We start from the raw sequence: 18,824 nt of genomic DNA, 5'->3' as shown, positions 1-18,824 counted from the left end.
ACGAAGTGCCGCGCAGGGTGCCGATGAGCGTGGAGCCGCAGAACATGACTTCGACTGGAGTCCAGTCCCATCCGAACACCGTCGCGGGGAAGGCCGTCACTCCCGCCAGCCCTGAGCAGATCAGGGACGAGTTGGTGGCAGGCGCCGCCGGGTCGGCCCCCGAGATCGCCGACCTGATCCGGCTCTACTACCGCTACGTGCCACCGGAGGAAGTCATCGACTTCGCTCCGGCCGACCTGGTCGGTGCCGTGCGCGCGCACCTCGACCTGGCCGCGCAGCGGGTGCCCGGCCGTCCGGTGATCCGCCCGATCAACCCGACGGCCGAGACGGACGGCTGGTCCACCACCGCGACCGTCATCCAGGTCGTCACCGACGACATGCCGTATCTGGTGGAGAGCGTCAGCGCCGAGCTGGTCCGCAGCGGCGTGCAGGTCCAGCGTGTCGTGCACCCCATCGTCGTGGTGCGCAGGGACGTCGCCGGCGCGCTGCGTGAGGTCCTGCCGACCGCCGACCCCGGCAACCCGCCCGCCGACGCGCTGGCCGAGTCGTGGATGTACATCGAGATCGACCTGGTCACCGACCCCGACCGGGGCCGGGCCATCACCAACGGCCTCGACTCGGTGCTCAACGACGTCCGTGAGGTCGTCGAGGACGCCGCCAAGATGGCCGGCCAGGCCTGCCACCTCGCCGACCAGCTGGAGGCCGACCCGCCGCCGCTGGAGCGCACGGACGTGCAGGACGGCATCGACCTGCTGCGCTGGCTCGCCGACGGGCATTTCACCTTCCTGGGCTACCGCCAGTACGAGCTCGTGCGGGGCGACGGCGACCCGGCGCTGAAGGCCGTGCTCGCCTCCGGGCTCGGCGTGCTGCGGCAGGACAGCCTCGCCGCGCGCAGCCTGACGGCCGGGCCCGACTCGATCGTGGCGACCGCGCTCGCGCCGAAGCTGCTCGTGCTCACCGAGGCCAGCGCACCGTCCACTGTGCATCGTTCGGTGTACCCGTACTACGTCGGTGTGAAGACTTTCGACGAGGACGGGCAGGTCACCGGCGAACACCGGTTCCTCGGTGTGTTCACCACGACCGCGTTGCACGAGAACGTGCTGGACATCCCGGTCGTCGAGCGCCGGGTGCGCGAGGTGATCCACGAGGCCGGGTTCCCGCTGGAGTCCTACTCCGGCCAGCGGATGCTCGAGGTGATCCAGAACTGGCCGCGTGCCGAGCTGTTCTCGTCCGACACCGAGTCGTTGTACGCCACCGCGACCGGTGTGATCGCGCTGGCCGACCGGCGGCGGCTGCGGTTGTTCCTGCGCCGCGACCCGTACGGCCGGTTCTTCTCGTGCTTCGTGTTCCTGCCGCGTGACCGGTACACCACGACCACCCGGCTGGCCATGCAGGAAGTCCTGCTGGACGAGCTCAACGGCGCCAACCTGGAGTACAACGCGCGCATCGGCGAGTTCTCGCTGGCCCAGGTGTACTTCACCGTGCACACCGATCCGCAGCAGCAGATCGAGCCGGACGTCCAGCGCATCCAGGAGCGGCTGACGCTGGCCATCCGCAGCTGGGAGGACCGGATGGCCGAGGCCGTGGTCGCCGAGCAGCGGGAGAAGACCGGCAACGGCACCACCGGCGTGGTGTCGATCGGCTCCGAGTCCGCCTCGCAGCAGGGGCAGCGCCTGGCGCACGTCTTCCCGGAGGCCTTCAAGGAGGACTTCACCGCCACCGAGGCGTTGCGGGACCTGCGCAGGCTGCAGGCCCTGGGCGACGTCGGCGACATGGACATCCAGTTCTACGTCCCCGAGGACGCCAAGCCGGGGGAACGGCGGTTCAAGCTGTTCCTCTGCGGTGACGGCCTCACGCTGTCGCAGGTCCTGCCGGTGCTCACGGCGATGGGCGTCGAGGTGATCGACGAGCGCCCGTACGAGCTGCGCAGCGACGGTGACGTGGCGTGGTGGATCTACGACTTCGGCCTGCGGATCGACCCGTCGGTGCTGGAGCACCGCTCCGACGAGGACGCGACGGCCGCGAAAACCCTGTTCCAGGAGGCGTTCGCGGCGGTGTGGCGCGGCGACGCCGAGGTGGACCGGTTCAACGCGCTGGTGCTGCGCGCGGGCGTGAGCTGGCGGCAGGCCACGATCCTGCGCGCCTACTCGCGGTACCTGCGGCAGGCCGGCACGCCGTTCAGCCAGGAGTACATCGAGGACACGGTCCTCAAGCACACCGAGGTCGCCACGGCGCTGGTGCGGCTGTTCGAGAGCCGGTTCGACGTCAACACCGACGAGCGGACCCGGCTGGGCAGCCTCAAGACCCAGGTGGACGAGATCGCCGGGATGATCGACGAGGTCACCAGCCTCGACGAGGACCGGATCCTGCGCAGCCTGCTGACGCTGATCAACGCGACCCTGCGGACGAACTACGCGGTCACCGACGCGGACGGCAAACCGCGCCCGTACCTGGCGTTGAAGCTGGACCCGCGTGCGGTGCCGGAGCTGCCGCAGCCACGGCCGCGGTTCGAGATCTTCGTGTACTCGCCGCGTGTCGAGGGCGTGCACCTGCGGTTCGGGTCGGTCGCGCGCGGTGGCCTGCGGTGGTCCGACCGCCGGGAGGACTTCCGCACGGAGATCCTCGGCCTGGTCAAGGCGCAGGCGGTGAAGAACGCCGTGATCGTGCCGGTGGGCGCGAAGGGCGGGTTCGTGGTCAAGCGGCCGCCGGTGCCGACCGGTGACCCGGGCATCGACCGCCAGGCGCAACTGGGCGAGGGCATCGCCTGCTACCGGATGTTCATCTCCGGCCTGCTGGACCTGACCGACAACCTGGAAGCGGGCAAGACGGTCCAGGCGCCGCAGGTCGTGCGTTACGACGGCGACGACAGCTACCTCGTGGTCGCGGCGGACAAGGGCACGGCGACGTTCTCCGACATCGCCAACGAGGTCGCCGCGGGCTACGGCTTCTGGCTCGGTGACGCGTTCGCCTCCGGTGGCTCGGTCGGCTACGACCACAAGGCCATGGGCATCACCGCGCGTGGCGCGTGGGAGAGCGTGAAGCGCAACTTCCGTGAGCTCGGCGTGGACACGCAGACCGAGAACTTCACGGTCGTCGGCATCGGTGACATGTCCGGTGACGTGTTCGGCAACGGGATGCTGTTGTCCGAGCACATCCGCCTGGTCGCCGCGTTCGACCACCGGCACATCTTCATCGACCCCAACCCGGACGCGGCCGCGTCGTACGCCGAGCGGCGCCGCATGTTCGACCTGCCGCGGTCGTCGTGGGACGACTACGACCGGTCGCTGATCAGCAAGGGCGGCGGCATCTGGCCGCGGTCGGCGAAGTCGATCCCGCTGTCCGACGAGGTGGTCGCCGCGCTGGGCCTGCCGGAGGGCACCACGAAGCTGTCGCCGTTCGAGCTGATGAAGGCGATCCTGCTGGCCGAGGTCGACCTGCTGTGGAACGGCGGTATCGGCACGTACGTCAAGGCGTCGACCGAGTCGCACGCCGAGGTCGGCGACAAGGCCAACGACTCGCTCCGCGTGAACGGCGCGGATCTGCGGGTGAAGGTCGTCGGCGAGGGCGGCAACCTGGGGCTGACCCAGCGCGGCCGGATCGAGTTCGCCCGCTCCGGCGGGAAGGTCAACACCGACGCGCTGGACAACTCGGCCGGGGTGGACTGCTCCGACCACGAGGTCAACATCAAGATCATGCTCGACCACCTGGTCACGGCGGGGCAGCTGACCGGTCCGCAGCGCAACGAGCTGCTGGCCGAGATGACCGACGAGGTCGCGGACCTGGTCCTGGCCGACAACTACCGGCAGAACGCCGTGATGGGTGTCAGCCGGGCACACGCCGAGCCGATGCTGTCGGTGCACGCCCGCCTGGTCGCCGCGCTGGACCTGGACCGCGAGCTCGAGGCGCTGCCGACCAAGCAGAAGTTCCGCGAGATGGAGAAGATCGGCCAGGGCCTGACCTCGCCGGAGCTGGCGACGCTGCTCGCGCACGTCAAACTGAGCCTGAAAGAGGAGCTGCTGGCCAGTGAGCTGCCCGGCCAGGGCGTGTTCGCGGCCCGGCTGCCGGAGTACTTCCCGAGCCAGCTGCGTGAGCGGTTCGGCGACGCGATCGCCGCGCACCCGCTCAGCCGGGAGATCACCACGACGCTGCTGGCCAACGAGGTCATCGACGGCGCGGGCATCACGTACCCGTTCCGGCTGGCCGAGGAGATCAACGCGTCGGCAACGGACGCGGTGCGCGCCTTCGCGGTCGTCACGAGGGTCTACGACCTGCCGGAGATCTGGCGGGAGATCGACGCGCTGGACAACCGGGTGCCGACCGAGGTCGCCGACCAGATGGTCCTGGAGACCCGGCGGCTGCTGGACCGCGCGTCGCGGTGGCTGCTGTCCAACCGGCCGCAGCCACTGGCGGTCGGTGCGGAGATCAACCGGTTCGCCAAGGTGATCAGGGTGATCGCGCCCAAGGTCGGCGACCTGCTGCGCGGCGAGGCCAAGCAGGCGGTGGAACGCGACACCGCGCAGCTGGTCGAGCACGGCGTGCCGGAGGCACTGGCCAGGCGGATAGCGGCGCTGCTGGACGCGTACGGCCTGCTGGACGTGATCGAGGTGGCCGAGCTCGCCGAACGCGAGACGGGCCTGGACATGGAACGCAGCCCGCTGGAGACCGCGGAGCTGTACTACGCCATGGCCGACCACCTGAACGTGGACCAAGTGCTGACGTTCATCAGCGGCCTTGAGCGGGGCAATCGCTGGCATGCTTTGGCGCGGCTGTCGTTGCGTGACGACGTGTACTCGTCGTTGCGGTCGATCACGCTGGACGCGTTGCAGCACAGCGACCCGGGTCAGAGTGCGCGGCAGAAGATCGAGAACTGGGAGAAGGCGAACGCGTCGCGGTTGGCGCGTGCGCGCACAGCGCTCGACGAACTGCGGCAGTCGGCCAAGCAGATGGATCTCGCCATGTTGTCCGTGGCGGCGCGCCAGATCCGCAGCATGATCCGCTGAAGAACTGCACCGAGAAATCCGCACCGACACCGCAGGGAGGTTCGTGTGGGCGTCTTCTACGCGACAGTATGGCCGCGCTGGTCCGACATGGATTCGTACCGGCACGTCAACCACGCGCAGACGATCACGCTGCTCGAGGAAGCACGGCTGCAGCTGTTGTACGGCGAAGGCGCCCGGCACGGCGCGGACCTGGTCGACGGCGGGCTGGTGGTCGCTCGGCTGGAAGCGGTGTACCAGGCACCGCTTTTCGTCAACGGCAACCCGTTCCGCGTCGGCCTGTCGATCAGCAGGCTGCGGGTGGCCGACTTCACCATCCACCAGGAGGTCCACTGTGGACCTTCGGAGGACGACAAGGTGGGCGTCGTCGCGGACGTGACACTGGCACCGTACGATCTGGAGAACGAGCGACCGCGGCGCCTGACGACCGCGGAGCGCGACTTCTTGGCAAGCTGGCGGTCCGGGGGCGACGAGGGTGTCTGAGCTGACTTTCGCTGATTCGCACGAGCGGGACGACCTGGGCGCGTTCGTCGCCAGGGCCGTCCGGCTCGACGGCGATTCGGTGGTCCGGCTCAAATCCCGTACCAGCGGCACCACCGGTGAGGACCTGATCGACGCCTGGGTGGCGACCCCGTTCGACGTGCTCGCCACCCGGACCGTCCGCGGGGCGATGGATCCCGCGGACGTGACGGTGTCGGCCACCGAACTGCTCGCGGGCCTGGCGATCGTGCGTGGTGAGACGGTCGACCCCGGCCTGCCGCGCGACCTGCTGTGGCGGTCCGCGCTGCCGCCCGGCCAGGGCTGGCAGATCATCGACCAGCTGCCCGCCGAGGTCGTGTCGTCGCTGGCCGACCGGGGGCTGTCGGTCGCGCGCGAGAACGCCGGCCCGCACGGTACGCCGCCCGCGTCACTGCTCGACCAGACAGTGCTCACGGTCAGCAGCGACGGTATGGAGATCAAAGTGCCGTTGCGCTGCCTGTTCGCGATGTCCGGCATGGGCTTCCTCGGCAACGAGAGCCCGGACGAGCAGGTCCGGGTCACCGCGACGGACTCGTGGCTGCGCATCGACGCCAGGTTCGGCGCAGTGGTACGGCGCAGGCACGCTCTGTTGCCGCTGCTTGTCTGAAAATTGCCTGATCAGGTTCGTTCGACACTCGTAAGGAGCAATCGCCCGGTCGGCAGGGCATGCTGGTGCCATGCCCGAGAAACCAGATGCCGAGAAGAAGCCCGACGAGCCCGATCCGGCGGGACAGTGGCTCGCGGAGACCTTCCCCGACCCGGAGCCGTGGCCGGAACCCCGCGCCCACGACCCGGCACACGACCAGCGGGGCGTCCAGCAGCTCAAGCACACCCGGCTCGGTGACGGACTGCGCGGTGCGGCGACGCTCGCGGCGGGCCTGTACGTCTACGACGCCTTGACCGACGACTCAGGCGACACGGGAGCCACCGACATGGGCGGCGACTTCAGCGGCGGATCCTGACAGGCCCTCAGACGAGCCAGACGGCCGCGTCCGGGGGCAGTTGGCCGTCCACGAGCGGCAGGCTGGCCAGCAGCACCTCACCCGGCGGGACCGGGACAGGCGCGGGCGAGGTGTTCAACGCGCAGATCAGCCCGCCACCCTTGCGGCGGAACGCGAAACACCCGGCGGGAGCGCCGTACCACTCGATCTCGGTCCCGGTGAACGCCTCGTGCGTCTTGCGGATCTCGATGCCGTGCCGGTACAGCGACAGCGTGGAGTCCTCGTCCTCCAGTTGGGCCTCGACCGTCAGCGGCGCCCACTCCAACGGCATCGGCAGCCAGGTGTCGGCGGTCGTGGAGAACCCGTACGGCGGCTCGGTTCCTTCCCACGGAACGGGAATCCGGCTGCCGTCGCGGCCGCGCTGCGTGTGCCCCGACCGTTCCCAGATCGGGTCCTGCAACGCCCACTCGGGCAGTTCGACAGTGGCCAGGCCCAGTTCTTCGCCGTTGTACAGGTACACGGACCCCGGCAGGGCGAGCTCGACCAACGTCATCGCCCGTGCGCGGCGCAACCCGAGTTCTCCGTCACCGTATCGAGTGACGTGCCGTACGACGTCATGGTTGGACAGCGTCCACGTCGGCGTGCTCTCGCCGGCCGCGCGCAGGGAGCCGTCGATGGCCGTGCGGACCGCGTCGGCGTCGAAGTCCGCGTCCACGAGCCGGAAGTTGAACCCCAGGTGCAGTTCGTCCGGGCGGACGTAACGGGCGAACCGGTCGTCGCCCTTCACCCAGATCTCGCCGACCGCCATGGTGTCCGGGTAGCTGTCGAGCACCTTGCGGATCATCCGGTGCACCTCGTGCACGCCGTCGTTGTCGAACCTCGGGTCGACCGCGTTGTCGTGCAGGAGTCCGGCACCCTGCGCCGCGACAGCCGGATCCATGTCCGGCAACGAGTCGGGCTTGGCCATGCCGTGCGCCACGTCGATGCGGAACCCGTCGACGCCCCGGTCGAGCCAGAACCGCAGTGTCCGTTCGAGGTCGGCGGCCACGTCGGGGTTCGCCCAGTTCAGGTCCGGCTGTTCGGGCGCGAACAGGTGCAGGTACCAGTCGCCGTCCGGCAACTGGGTCCACGCGGGCCCGCCGAAGACGCTCGTCCAGTTGTTCGGCGGGTACGACCCCTGCCGGAACCAGTACCGCTCGCGCTCCGGCGAACCCGGTCCGGCCTGCACCGCGGCGGCGAACCACGGGTGCTGGTCGCTGGTGTGGTTGGGCACCAGGTCGATCGTCACCCGGATGCCGCGCTCGTGCGCTTCCGCCACCAGCAGGTCGAACTTCTCCAGATCACCGAAGACCGGGTCCACGTCGCGCGGGTCGGCCACGTCGTACCCGTGGTCCGCCATCGGGGAGGTGTAGAACGGCGTCAGCCACAGCGCGTCGACGCCGAGCAGTTCCAGGTAGCCCAGCCGGGACCGGATCCCGTCGAGGTCACCGACCCCGTCGCCGTCGGAGTCGGCGAACGATCTGACGTACACCTGGTAGAAAACCGCGTTCTGCCACCAGGGTCCGTCGGCGTGTGTTGGCACGGTGGGTAATCCTGCCATTGTCAGGGGCTGGTTCGGCTGGAAAACAGCTAACTGTTCGCCCAAGATCACTCAGACCCAGCTGTTGAGCAGACTGTTCGCCGCCATCTCGAGGTAGCCCCACAACTGCGTCCGGTGTTCCTCGGACAGTCCCGCTTCGTCGACCGCGATCCGCATGCACCGCAACCATGCGTCCCGCTGGATCGGCCCGATCTGGAACGGCTGGTGCCGCATCCGCAACCGCGGGTGACCGCGGTTGTCGGAGTACGTGTGCGGACCGCCCCAGTACTGCATCAGGAACAGCCGCAGCCGCTCCTCGGCCGGTCCGAGGTCCTCCTCCGGGTACATCGGCCGGAGGATCTCGTCCTTGGCCACCTCGGCGTAGAACCTCGCGACGATCCGGTGGAACGTCTCCTCGCCACCGACGGCCTGGTAGAAACTCTGCGCCTGGGTCACGTCACCATTGTCCTACTTCGGCTGGCCGTAGAGGCGGCCGAGGGGCGGTTCGATGCCCGCTTCCTCCAGCGCCGGGATGATCCGCGCGCGCAGGGCACGCTGCACGGCCCACTGCCGACCGGCGCGGACCTTGACCGTCAGCCGCACGGTGATGCTCTCCGGTGTGATTTTGTCCACACCCAGCAGCTCCGGTGGTTCCAGCACGTCGTCGGACACCGGTTCGACCGCGACCTCGGCGGTCATGATGCGCTGGATCACGTCCGTCGCGGCCTCGATGTCCGCGCTGTAGGCCAGCGGGATGTCCACCACGGCGACCGCGAAGCCCTGGCTGGAGTTGCCGACCCGCAGGATCTCGCCGTTGCGCACGTACCAGACCGTGCCGTTCACGTCGCGCAACGTGGTCACCCGCAGCCCGACGGACTCGATGGTTCCCGTCGCGGGGCCCACGTCGACGATGTCACCGACGCCGTACTGGTCCTCCAGCATCATGAACACGCCGGACAGGAAGTCCTTGACCAGGTTCTGCGCGCCGAAACCGATCGCGACACCGACGATCCCGGCCGAGGCGATGATCGGCCCGAGGTCGATCCCGATCTCGCCGAGGATCAGGATGAACGCCAGGCCGTAGACCAGGAACGAGACCAGCGACTTCATCACCGAGCCGATGGTCTGCGCGCGCTGCTGGCGCCGCTCGGACACCAGCGCGCCGACAGCCTGCGGGGCCCGCTCCTTGAGCGGCCGCAGCAGCCGGGGGGTCTTGCCGTTGCTCGCGCCCTTGGCGAGCCGGTCGATGGTGCGCCGCGCCATGAACCGGATGGCGAACGCCACCACCAGGATGATGAGGATCCGCAACGGGGCGTTGGCCAGCCAGTGCACCGCCCCCGCCACCCAGGTGTTGTCGGTCATCTGGAACACCGCCTTGCACAGTGTTCCGTCCTCTTTCACGCAGGCGGGGGGCTCGAGACCTAGGGGATTCATCGATCCGATCTTGCGGTGGGGGACTGGGGCTTGCGCCAGGCTAGTGGTTGCGAACGGGAGTTCGTTGGGGGTATTCGGCGGATCCAGGTTTTCGCTGGGCGTGCCGGACGAAGGGGCCGGTACCGGGGTTGTACCGGCGCCTTTGGCCGGTGCGTCCAGCGGGAAGCTGGGCCGTCGAGACCCCCGACAGACTTCCGTTCGTGACCACTAGTGGTTGCGAACGGGAGTTCGTGACCATTAGAACGCGGGCGTTCAGCACCCGTTCACGGGGGTTTTGACGAGTTGGGACGTGACACGTATGCCAACACACGTGCGCGAGGGGTGTGGTTTGTGGTCGACTATGGCCTGCACCCCGGTGGAGGTGGTCGCGTGCTCGACCGAAAACCGACTCCGATCAGCGGCGCGAAACATGGTGCAACCGGCACCGTGAACGCGTCGCTGACAGCGCTGCACCCGCAACTGCCAGCTGCGGACCAGCGTTCGGCGTCGACCGTATCGACGGGGCCGCCTGCGCTCCCGGAACCCATATCGGCGCCGGTAGCGCCGTGGGGCAGGCGCAGGGTCCTGTTACTCAATGCCACGTTCGAGCCGCTCACCGCGTTGCCGTTGCGGCGGGCAGTCGTGCTCGTGGTCTGTGGCAAGGCTGAGGTCGTGCACGGCGATCCGACCGGAATCGTGATGCATTCCGCCACGTCCGGTGTGGAGATCCCGTCGGTGATCAGGCTGAGCAACTACGTGCGCGTGCCCTACCGCGGGCGCGTGCCGTTGACCCGTGCCGGTCTGATGCACCGAGACCGCTACAGATGCGCTTACTGCGGCGGTCGGGCGGAAACTATAGATCACGTCGTGCCGCGCAGCCGTGGGGGTCCCCACACGTGGCAGAACTGTGTGGCCAGTTGCGCGAAGTGCAATCACAAGAAGGCTGACAAGCTGCTCAGCGAGTTGGGCTGGCGGCTGAGGGTCGTGCCCGCGGCGCCTCGCGGGCCGCACTGGCGCCTGCTCGCCGGGGTGGCCGACGCCGACCCGCTCTGGCTGCCCTACCTGGGCGAGCCCGCCGCCTGACCCTCTCTGGCGGAACGCTCAGGAGGTGACGCGAGTACCCGCGGTGACACGAGTCCCGCGGGTGACGCGGGTGCCCCTCGTGACGCGAGTGCCCCGGGTGACGCGCGTTCCGCAGGTCACGCGAGTGCCCTCGCGAGTGACTCGAGTTCCTTCACGGGTCACGCGAGTGCCGGCCGTGACTCGGGTTCCTTCGCGGGTGACGCGGGTACCTGCGGTGACGCGGGTACCTTCACGCGTCACACGGGTGCCCTCACGGGTGACGCGTGTACCGGACGTGACACGCGTGCCGCGCGTGACGCGAGTGCCCCGGGTGACGCGGGTTCCGCAAGTTACGCGGGTACCTTCCGCATCGGCCGTCACCCTCGTTCCGCGAGTGACCCGAGTGCCACGAGTGACGCGGGTGCCTGCCGTGACTCGGGTTCCCTCGGCGTACCCATCACACAATGCAGCGAACAGAGCGTCGACGGTCGCCTGATCGGGGGTCGTCATCGTGGCCATGGCAGGTCCTCCTCGTGACTCAAACGTGAGAAGTAGCGATTCGAGCGGGTCCGCAAGGTCCGTACAGGTGAAAGTTATGAGGGTTCGACAAAACCCGCAAGCCGTCAAGAAGGTCCAACCGTTCGGTTTGGGATTGATACGGCCGTTCGCCGCTACCCGCTCAGCCGGGTGCGGGACACGGTTGGGGGACACATGGCGCATACGGGTTACCAAAGCCGCAGGACATAAGACTGTCCGGAGTCGGAACGCCTCCCACTGAGTGACACGCCCACTGGGGCGGACACCGGGGCCAACTCTCCCAAGTGGAGGGGTGTCGGTTACCTTTGACGGGTGAGCCCGGTCGAGACAATTCTCGTCTTCGTAGTGATCCCGGCGGCCATCTACGGCGCCGTGGCGTTGCTGACGCTGCGCGAGCGTGCCGCAAAGACCCCGAGGTACCGGCCAGGGCAGGACTGGGACTACCCGCCTGTCTGGTGGACCGCCAACCCAGCGGGGACGGCGCAGCCGGCGCACGCCGGTGACGACAACGCTGACTCCGCGCCGAACGCGCGGACCGCTTGGGGAGGTGCCCGTGGCAGCTGGTGAGGTCGTCAAGGCCGGTCCGGCCGTCATCGACGAGTCGCAGCTTCCGGAAGGCACGGTCGTCACGAACACCGGACGCCTGTCCATCGCGCGGGCCTACGAGGAGGCCACGCCCCCGTTGCCGTTCACGCCGGTCCAGCTGTCCCGCTTGGACGAGGCGCTGACTCTGGCGTCCCGTGCGGCGAAGCTGGCCTTCAGCGTCTACCTGGGACCGCTCGGCACCGGCGGCGACACCAGGGTGGAGGCCGAGCGCCTGCACGCCACCAGCGCCGACGTCAGCCACTCCGTGCTGATCGCGGTCTCCCCGGGCCAGCGCGCGGTCGAGATCGTCACCGGTGAGGAAGCCTCCCGCCGCCTGCCCGACCGCGGCCTGAAGCTGGTCGTGATGGCGTTGGTCGCGTCCTTCAAGGAAGGCGACCTGGTCGGTGGACTGGTCAGCGGCCTGCGCATGCTGGCCGACCAGGCAGGCACCCCCGCCCAGTAAGCAAAACCCCAGCTCACCCCTCGTGAGTGGGTGGTCCGGTCAGAACCGGACCACCCACTCACGAGGGGTTTTTGCTAGGACTGCTGGTCGAACTCGCGCGCGGCGAGGGCTCGGACGATGCCCGCCCGGCCCTCGGAAACCAGGCGCCGCAACGCGGGCGGCCGCTCCTGAGCCAGCCACGCGTCCGCCACCTCGACCGTGCTGCGGTCCACGTGCCACGCCGGGAACAGGCCGAGCACGACCGGCTGCGCCCGCTCGCTGGACCGCCGCTCCCAGACGTCGGCGACGTCCTCGAAGTACTTCTCCGCGTAGGACGCGATCAGCTTCTTCTGGCCGGGGTGGGAGAACCCGGCGATGATCGCCTCGTTGACCGCGTTCGGCAGGTCGTCGTCGTGCACGGCGCGCTGCCACGCCTCCGCTTTGGACTCCGCGTCCGGCCGCAACGCCAACGCGCGCTCCGCGTGCCGCTTGCCCGTCGCGGTCGAGTCACGCGCCAGCTCGGCCTCGACCTCGGTGGCGCCCGCGGCGCCGTGCGCGACCAACGTGGACAGCAGCCGCCACCGCTGGTCGGTGTCCACGACGAGGCCGTCCAACGGCGCCGAGTCGTCCAGCCAGCCCCGCACCAGCGCGATCTTCTCGTCGTCCAGCACGGACGACGCCAGCGCCGAGACGAACCCGAGCTGGTGGTCCGAACCGGGTGCCGCGGCGAGCACGAGCTCGACCAGCCGGTCGGTGAGCAGCCGCCAGCCCTCCGGCGCCCACGCCGGGTCGGCGTACGAGGACAACGCGGTCTGTGCCTGCAGCAGCAACCGCTGCACGACACCGATCTCGGTCTCCGCGGCCACCCCGCTGATCACCAGTGCCACGAAGTCGCGGGCCTTGAGCTCGGCCTCGCGCGTCATCTCCCACGCGGCCGACCAGCACAGCGTGCGCGGCAACGGCTCGGCGATGTCGGAGATCCGGTCGATCAGGGTCTCCAGCGAACCCGGGTCGAGCCGCATGGTGCAGTAGCTCAGGTCGTCGTCGTTGACCAGCACCAGCTTGCCGCGCGGGACACCGACCAGCTCGGGGATCGCGGTGCGCTGGCCGTCGACATCGGCTTCGACGCGGTGCGTGCGCACGAGCTTGCCGTCCACGTCGTCGTACACGCCGACCGCCACGCGGTGCGTGCGCAGCTCGCCCGCGCCCGGCTTCGCGCCGCCCTGCGTCACGGCGAACTCGGTGAACTTGCCGTCCGCGTCGAGTTTGAACGACGGGCTCAACGAGTTCAGGCCGGTCGTCTCCAGCCACTGCGCGCTCCACCACGACAGGTCGCGGCCGGACGCCTCCTCCAACGCGCCGAGCAGGTCCGCCAGGGTCGCGTTGCCCCAGGCGTGCTTGGCGAAGTACACCCGCAGCCCGGACAGGAAGTTGTCCTCGCCGACGTAGGCGACGAGCTGCTTGAGCACCGAGGCGCCCTTGGCGTACGTGATGCCGTCGAAGTTGACCTCGACCGCTTCCAGGTCCTGGATGTCCGCGGCCACCGGGTGCGTGGACGGCAGCTGGTCCTGCCGGTAGGCCCACGACTTCTCGATGTTGGCGAAGCTGGTCCACGCGTGCTTGTACTCGGTCACCGAGGCCTGCGCGAAGACGCTGGCGAACGTGGCGAACGACTCGTTCAGCCACAGGTCGTCCCACCAGCGCATGGTCACCAGGTCGCCGAACCACATGTGCGCCATCTCGTGCAGCAGCGTCTCGTTGCGCCGCTCGTACAGGTAGCGGGTGACGCGGCTGCGGAAGACGTAGTCCTCGAGGAAGGTCACGCAGCCCGCGTTCTCCATCGCGCCGGCGTTGAACTCCGGCACGAACGCCTGGTCGTACTTGCCGAACGGGTACCGGACGCCGAAGTTCTTGTGGTAGAAGGCGAAACCCTGCTTGGTCTCCTCGAACAGCCGCTCGGCGTCCAGGTGCTCGGCCAGCGAGGCCCGGCAGTACAGGCCGAGCGGGATGTCCTCTTCGCCCGGTTCGCTGTACACGTCGCGCCATTCCGCGTACGGGCCCGCGACGATCGCCACCAGGTAGGTCGACATCGGCTTGGTGGTCTCGAAGACGCGGGTCACCGCGCCGGAGCCGGTCGCGGCCTCCGACGCGATCGCGGAGTTCGACACGACCTTCCAGTCCGACGGCGCGGTCACCGTCATCTGGTAGGTGGACTTCAGGTCCGGCTGGTCGAAGCACGTGAACACGCGCTTGGCGTCCGCGGTCTCGAACTGCGTGTACAGGTAGACGCCGTTGTCGACCGGGTCGACGAACCGGTGCAGGCCTTCGCCGGAGTTCATGTACCGGCACTGCGCCTCGACCACGAGCTCGTTGGACTCGGCCAGGTTCGGCAGCTTGATGCCGTCGTCCTCGCGGTAGCCGGACACGTCCAGCTCGACGCCGTTGAGTGTGGCACTGGTCACCGACTCGGCGACGATGTCCACCCACGAGTCCGCGCCGGTCTCGCGGCTGCGGAACCGCACGGTCGTGCGGGAGGTGAAGGTGCCCTCTCCTGGCTGGCCCGCGCCGTCGGTCAGGTCCAGCGCTATCGCGTAGGAGCCGACCTCGAGCAGCTCGGCGCGCTGCTGGGCTTGGGTTCTGGTCAGGTTGGGGGCGGCCACTGATCACCTCAGGTTCGACTGGAAGTTGACAACGGTATCCAATCACGCCTTCGGGGAAGATGTTGACGGCCGATCCGGTTGTGCAGGACATGAGCGCCGATACCGCCAATACAGACCAAACTGCCAAGGTCGATTTCTACTTCGACCCGGTCTGCCCGTTCGCGTGGATCTCCTCCCGCTGGATCCTCGAGGTGGAGAAGCACAGGAAGATCGACCTGAGGTTCCGCGTGATGAGCCTCTCGGTCCTCAACGAAGGCCGCGACCTGCCCGCGGACTACCGCAAGCTGCTGGACAACGCGTGGGGCCCCGTGCGTGTCGCCATCGCCGCCGCGCAGGCAAAGGGGGAAGAGGTGCTGCGCGACCTGTACACCGCGTTGGGCACCCGCCTGCACAACGAGGGGCGCAAGGACTACGACGCCGTCATCGCCGAGGCACTCGCCGACGTCGGCCTGCCCGCGGAACTCGCCGAGGCGGCCACCTCGACCGACTACGACGAGGCGCTCCGCAAGAGCCACCACGAGGGCATGGACCCGGTGGGCATGGACGTGGGCACGCCGACGATCCACATCGACGGTGTCGCGTTCTTCGGCCCGGTGCTCACCAGCATCCCGCGTGGCCAGCAGGCGCTCGACGTCTTCGACGGGGCCCGGCTGCTCGCGAGCTACCCGGACTTCTACGAACTCAAGCGCACACGCTCGGGTGAGCTGAACTTCAACTGAGTTACCCGTGAGTTACCCGGCGTTCTAAGGTCGGTGGTGCCTGTAGTGCTCGTTCCGGCACCACCGACTTGAGGGAGTGACCCATGGCGGCCCCTGTCACCACTCGGACCGGCCACGTGATCGACGGCCAGCAGCTCGACGGCGGGCCGGACACCATCGACGTGGTGAACCCCGCGACGGACGAGGTGATCGCGGCGGTGCCCGCGGGCACCGCCGCCGACGTGGACGCGGCCGTGCGAGCGGCCTCCCGCGCGTTCACCAGCTGGTCGCGGACGTCGGTCGAGGATCGGGTGGCGTTGCTGCGGCGGATCGGCACCGAGCTCGGCGCACGGCGCGACGAGATGGCCGCGACGATCACCGCCGAGATGGGGTCACCGCTGTCGTTCTCCGTCAACGTGCAGGCTTCCCTGCCGATCGCGGTCACCACCAGCGTCGCCGACCTGCTGGACGGCGGGTTCGCGTTCAGCGAGGAGATCGGCAACTCCCTCGTGCTGCGCGAACCGATCGGCGTCGTCGGCTGCATCACGCCGTGGAACTACCCGCTGCACCAGATCGTGGCCAAGATCGTCCCGGCGCTGGCGGCGGGCAACACGGTCGTGCTCAAGCCCAGCGAGATCAGCCCGTTGACCGCAGGCCTGTTCATGGCTGTGCTCGAGTCCGCCGGTGTGCCCGCGGGCGTGGTGAACCTGGTGCACGGCACCGGCCCGGTCGTCGGTGCGGCGATCGCGGCGCACCCCGGCGTCGACATGGTGTCGTTCACCGGCTCGACCCGCGCGGGCAAGCTCGTCACGACCGCCGCCGCGGGCACCGTCAAGCGCGTGTCACTGGAACTGGGTGGCAAGTCCGCCAACGTGATCCTCGACGACGCCGACCTGGGCGCGGCTGTGAAGAAGGGCATCGCGAACGCGTACATCAACGGCGGCCAGACGTGCACCGCCTGGACACGCATGCTCGTGCCCGCCGACAAGCACGACGAGATCGTCGAACTGGCCGCCGCCGCGGCCGGGAAGTACACCGTGGGCGACCCGAACGAGGACGGCACCCGCATCGGGCCGATGTCCTCGACCGCGCAACGCAACCGCGTCCTCGGCTACATCGCCAAGGGCGTCGAGGAAGGCGCGACGGTCGCGTTCGGCGGCGAGGACACCTCCGGGCTGCCCGCCAAGGGCGCGTACGTGCCGCCGACGGTGTTCGCGAACGTGCGCCCCGACATGGTGATCGCGCAGGAGGAGATCTTCGGCCCCGTGCTGTCCGTGCTGCCGTACCGCGACGAGGACGAAGCCGTCGAGATCGCCAACTCGACTGTGTACGGCCTGTCGGGCTCGGTTTTCTCCGGCGACCCGGAGCGCGGGCTGGCGGTGGCCAAGCGGATGCGCACCGGCCAGGTCAGCATCAACGGCGGCTCGTTCAACCCGCTGGCGCCGTTCGGCGGCTACCGGCAGTCCGGCAACGGCCGTGAGCTCGGCAAGTACGGCATCGAGGAGTTCACCGAGCTGAAGGCCATCCAGCGATAAGGACCTCACGCTGCCCGGCGACGAACTCCGCGTCGACCGGGTCGCCGTGCCCGGGGACCACGACGACGGGATCCAGTGCCAGCAACGCTTCCAGCGCCGCGGGCCACCGGGTCACGTCGCCGTCCCCGAACGAGTCCTCGATGTAGTGCGGGTGCTCGACCAGGTCGCCCGCGAAGACGGACCGCGTGTCCGGCACCTCGATCACGGTGTCGCAGAACGAATGCGCGGGACCGAAGTGACGGAGTACGACCTTCCGGCCGCCCAGGTCGATCTCGGCCTCGGCGGTGAAGGTCCTCGTCGGTGTGACGAGTTCGGATTCCTCCATCGCGGTGGCGAGTCCGGGCTTGCCGTCGTCCAGGTAGCGCTGAACCCAGGTCATGCGCTCCTCGGGATCGAACCGGAAGTTCTCGTTCGCCCACACCTCGCACGGCATGAACGGGCCGGTGCCGTACCAGTGGTCGAAGTGGTTGTGCGTGTACACGACCTGCCACGGCTTGTCCGTGACAGTCATGATCTTGTCAGCCAGCGCGGCGCCTTGGACGTGGTCGCCCGGGGTGTCGATCACCAGGCACTGCTCGTCGCCGACCACCAGACCTGTGGTCAGGTCCAGTTCCTCGTGCCGGATCGCGTAGACGCCGTCGGCGACCTCGATCACTGGAACACACCGTTGATCAACGTCGGCGTGGCCTTGCTGACGTTGACCTGGCCCGCCAGCGCGATGTCCTCCGACAGGCCCTTGTCGCCCAGTTCCAGGCCGGACCCGCAGCCGCCCAGCAGCTCCGCCAGGTACGGCTCGGCCGTGCGGTACGAGGTCGCGGCGAACGCCGCCTCCGGCGACGCCGGGTTGTACCCCTCGGCCAGCAGCGCCGACACGATCGCGCCCGCCCCGACGTAGTCCTCCAACGCCACCCGCAACGGGCCGGACTTGCCCCGCTCGTGCATGTTCACGCCCCACTGCTCACCGGCGGGGACAACACCGATGGGTCCGCGGTCGGCCAGGTCGATCGCCTTGTCCGCGACCGCGGCGGCGTTGCGCAGGCACCCCGCCATCACCCGGGTCTGCTGAGCGGCCCGCTCGCAGAGCCTGCCGCCGTTGGGGGAGGTGAAGGCGATCTCCGTGCCCGCTTGGACGGACTTGAGATCGCTGGGACGCCGCAGCCCGGTCGACTCCGCCGACGGCGCCCGCAGCGCCAGTCGCGCGCCCTGCCCCACGATCAGGTCGACCGAGGTCGTGAAGCTCAACACATCCACGATGACCAGTACCGTGCAGTGCGGGGCCAGCGCTTCCACGCCGTCCATGCCCCATTCCAGCCGTACGCCGAAGCCGTCCTGAGTGAACATGCCTCCAGCCTTCCAGGCCCGTCCATGGCACACTTCGGCGCGTGCGTGTGTATCTCGGAAGTGACCATGCCGGTTACGAGCTGAAGACTTATCTGGTGGACCACCTCAATCAGGCTGGCCACGACGTGGTCGACGTGGGCCCCCATGCCTACGACGCGCAGGACGACTACCCGCCGTTCTGCATCGAGACGGCGCGGCGCGTGGTCGGCGACGACGGCAGCCTCGGCGTCGTGATCGGCGGATCCGGCAACGGTGAGCAGATCGCGGCCAACAAGGTCGAGGGCTGCCGCGCGGCGCTGGCGTACAACGTCGAGACCGCGAAGCTGGGCCGTCAGCACAACAACGCCCAGATCGTGGCGGTGGGCGCGCGGATGCACACCCCCGAGGAAGCGGCGGGAATCGTCGACGCGTTCCTGGCCACGGACTTCGAAGGCGGCCGGCACCAGCGCCGGATCGACCTGATCCTGGACTACGAGCGCACGGGCACCCCGCCCACGTTGCCGGAGTAGACTTCC

At 68.9% G+C, this 18,824-nt stretch carries 17 protein-coding genes; 10 read left to right on the top strand and 7 right to left on the bottom strand.

The window, feature by feature from the left end; translation table 11 throughout:
* Nucleotides 1-44 precede the first annotated feature (44 nt).
* The 4 genes from ALI144C_RS33700 (at nt 45) to ALI144C_RS33685 (ending at nt 6,478) form a co-directional block, all read left to right on the top strand.
* A complete protein-coding gene (locus tag ALI144C_RS33700; RefSeq protein ID WP_076991529.1) occupies nt 45-5,000 on the top strand; it encodes an NAD-glutamate dehydrogenase in 4,956 nt (1,651 codons plus the stop codon).
* A gap of 45 nt (nt 5,001-5,045) precedes the next feature.
* Entirely contained in the window at nt 5,046-5,480 is a 435-nt protein-coding gene (locus ALI144C_RS33695) for an acyl-CoA thioesterase (protein ID WP_168211410.1), read from the top strand.
* Complete coding sequence (locus ALI144C_RS33690) at nt 5,473-6,123, top strand: hypothetical protein (protein ID WP_076991240.1); 651 nt, start codon at nt 5,473-5,475, stop codon at nt 6,121-6,123. The genes ALI144C_RS33695 and ALI144C_RS33690 overlap by 8 nt, the downstream gene beginning before the upstream one ends.
* A gap of 70 nt (nt 6,124-6,193) precedes the next feature.
* The gene (locus ALI144C_RS33685; protein ID WP_076991239.1) at nt 6,194-6,478 is read left to right on the top strand and encodes a hypothetical protein; all 285 of its coding nucleotides are present in this window, start codon (nt 6,194-6,196) and stop codon (nt 6,476-6,478) included.
* A gap of 7 nt (nt 6,479-6,485) precedes the next feature.
* On the opposite strand, the gene ALI144C_RS33680 is transcribed toward ALI144C_RS33685, so the two are convergent.
* The 3 genes from ALI144C_RS33680 to ALI144C_RS33670 form a co-directional block, all read right to left on the bottom strand.
* Entirely contained in the window at nt 6,486-8,039 is a 1,554-nt protein-coding gene (locus ALI144C_RS33680; RefSeq protein WP_237774443.1) for a glycoside hydrolase family 13 protein, read from the bottom strand.
* Between the two features lie 69 nt (nt 8,040-8,108).
* The gene (locus ALI144C_RS33675; RefSeq protein WP_076991237.1) at nt 8,109-8,492 is read right to left on the bottom strand and encodes a globin; all 384 of its coding nucleotides are present in this window, start codon (nt 8,490-8,492) and stop codon (nt 8,109-8,111) included.
* A gap of 12 nt (nt 8,493-8,504) precedes the next feature.
* Nucleotides 8,505-9,470: a mechanosensitive ion channel family protein gene (locus tag ALI144C_RS33670; protein ID WP_076991236.1), complete on the bottom strand. Its 966-nt coding sequence runs from the start codon at nt 9,468-9,470 to the stop codon at nt 8,505-8,507.
* Between the two features lie 525 nt (nt 9,471-9,995).
* Between ALI144C_RS33670 and ALI144C_RS33665 the strand changes: the two genes are divergently transcribed.
* Nucleotides 9,996-10,532 carry an HNH endonuclease gene (locus ALI144C_RS33665; RefSeq protein WP_076991527.1) on the top strand — a complete coding sequence of 179 codons (537 nt, stop codon included), beginning with the start codon at nt 9,996-9,998 and terminating at the stop codon, nt 10,530-10,532.
* Nucleotides 10,533-10,550: 18 nt separating this feature from the next.
* Here ALI144C_RS33665 and ALI144C_RS59210 read toward each other — a convergent pair whose 3' ends face one another.
* A complete protein-coding gene (locus tag ALI144C_RS59210) occupies nt 10,551-10,892 on the bottom strand; it encodes a hypothetical protein (protein WP_441297584.1) in 342 nt (113 codons plus the stop codon).
* 468 nt (nt 10,893-11,360) lie between these two features.
* Here ALI144C_RS59210 and ctaJ point away from each other — a divergent pair, with 468 nt between their 5' ends.
* Nucleotides 11,361-11,615 carry an aa3-type cytochrome oxidase subunit CtaJ gene (gene ctaJ / locus ALI144C_RS33655; protein ID WP_076991234.1) on the top strand — a complete coding sequence of 85 codons (255 nt, stop codon included), beginning with the start codon at nt 11,361-11,363 and terminating at the stop codon, nt 11,613-11,615.
* Complete coding sequence (locus ALI144C_RS33650; protein WP_076991233.1) at nt 11,602-12,096, top strand: DUF5130 family protein; 495 nt, start codon at nt 11,602-11,604, stop codon at nt 12,094-12,096. The genes ctaJ and ALI144C_RS33650 overlap by 14 nt, the downstream gene beginning before the upstream one ends.
* A 74-nt stretch (nt 12,097-12,170) precedes the next feature.
* Here ALI144C_RS33650 and pepN read toward each other — a convergent pair whose 3' ends face one another.
* Nucleotides 12,171-14,735 carry an aminopeptidase N gene (gene pepN / locus ALI144C_RS33645; protein ID WP_076991232.1) on the bottom strand — a complete coding sequence of 855 codons (2,565 nt, stop codon included), beginning with the start codon at nt 14,733-14,735 and terminating at the stop codon, nt 12,171-12,173.
* Nucleotides 14,736-14,824: 89 nt separating this feature from the next.
* Between pepN and ALI144C_RS33640 the strand changes: the two genes are divergently transcribed.
* Together ALI144C_RS33640 and ALI144C_RS33635 are read left to right on the top strand one after the other, a co-directional pair.
* Nucleotides 14,825-15,454: a mycothiol-dependent nitroreductase Rv2466c family protein gene (locus tag ALI144C_RS33640; protein WP_076991526.1), complete on the top strand. Its 630-nt coding sequence runs from the start codon at nt 14,825-14,827 to the stop codon at nt 15,452-15,454.
* Between the two features lie 83 nt (nt 15,455-15,537).
* Entirely contained in the window at nt 15,538-16,968 is a 1,431-nt protein-coding gene (locus ALI144C_RS33635) for an aldehyde dehydrogenase family protein (RefSeq protein WP_076991231.1), read from the top strand.
* Here the strand turns inward: ALI144C_RS33635 and ALI144C_RS33630 are convergent.
* Complete coding sequence (locus ALI144C_RS33630) at nt 16,940-17,623, bottom strand: MBL fold metallo-hydrolase (protein WP_076991230.1); 684 nt, start codon at nt 17,621-17,623, stop codon at nt 16,940-16,942. The two genes, ALI144C_RS33635 and ALI144C_RS33630, sit on opposite strands and share 29 nt — an antisense overlap.
* On the bottom strand, nt 17,620-18,309 hold the full coding sequence (locus ALI144C_RS33625; protein ID WP_076991229.1) for a 2-phosphosulfolactate phosphatase: 690 nt from the start codon (nt 18,307-18,309) through the stop codon (nt 17,620-17,622). Before ALI144C_RS33625 ends, ALI144C_RS33630 begins: the two co-directional genes overlap by 4 nt.
* 41 nt (nt 18,310-18,350) lie before the next feature.
* On the opposite strand from ALI144C_RS33625, the gene ALI144C_RS33620 reads away from it, so the two are divergent.
* Nucleotides 18,351-18,818 (top strand): ribose-5-phosphate isomerase, encoded by a 468-nt coding sequence (locus ALI144C_RS33620; protein ID WP_076991228.1) that lies wholly within the window; start codon nt 18,351-18,353, stop codon nt 18,816-18,818.
* Nucleotides 18,819-18,824 lie beyond the last annotated feature (6 nt).

It is taken from the genome of Actinosynnema sp. ALI-1.44 (assembly GCF_001984155.1).
Lineage (GTDB): Bacteria > Actinomycetota > Actinomycetes > Mycobacteriales > Pseudonocardiaceae > Kibdelosporangium.
The sequence above is the reverse complement of the archived record's forward strand: the minus strand, read 5'-3'. Positions and strand labels throughout refer to the sequence as shown.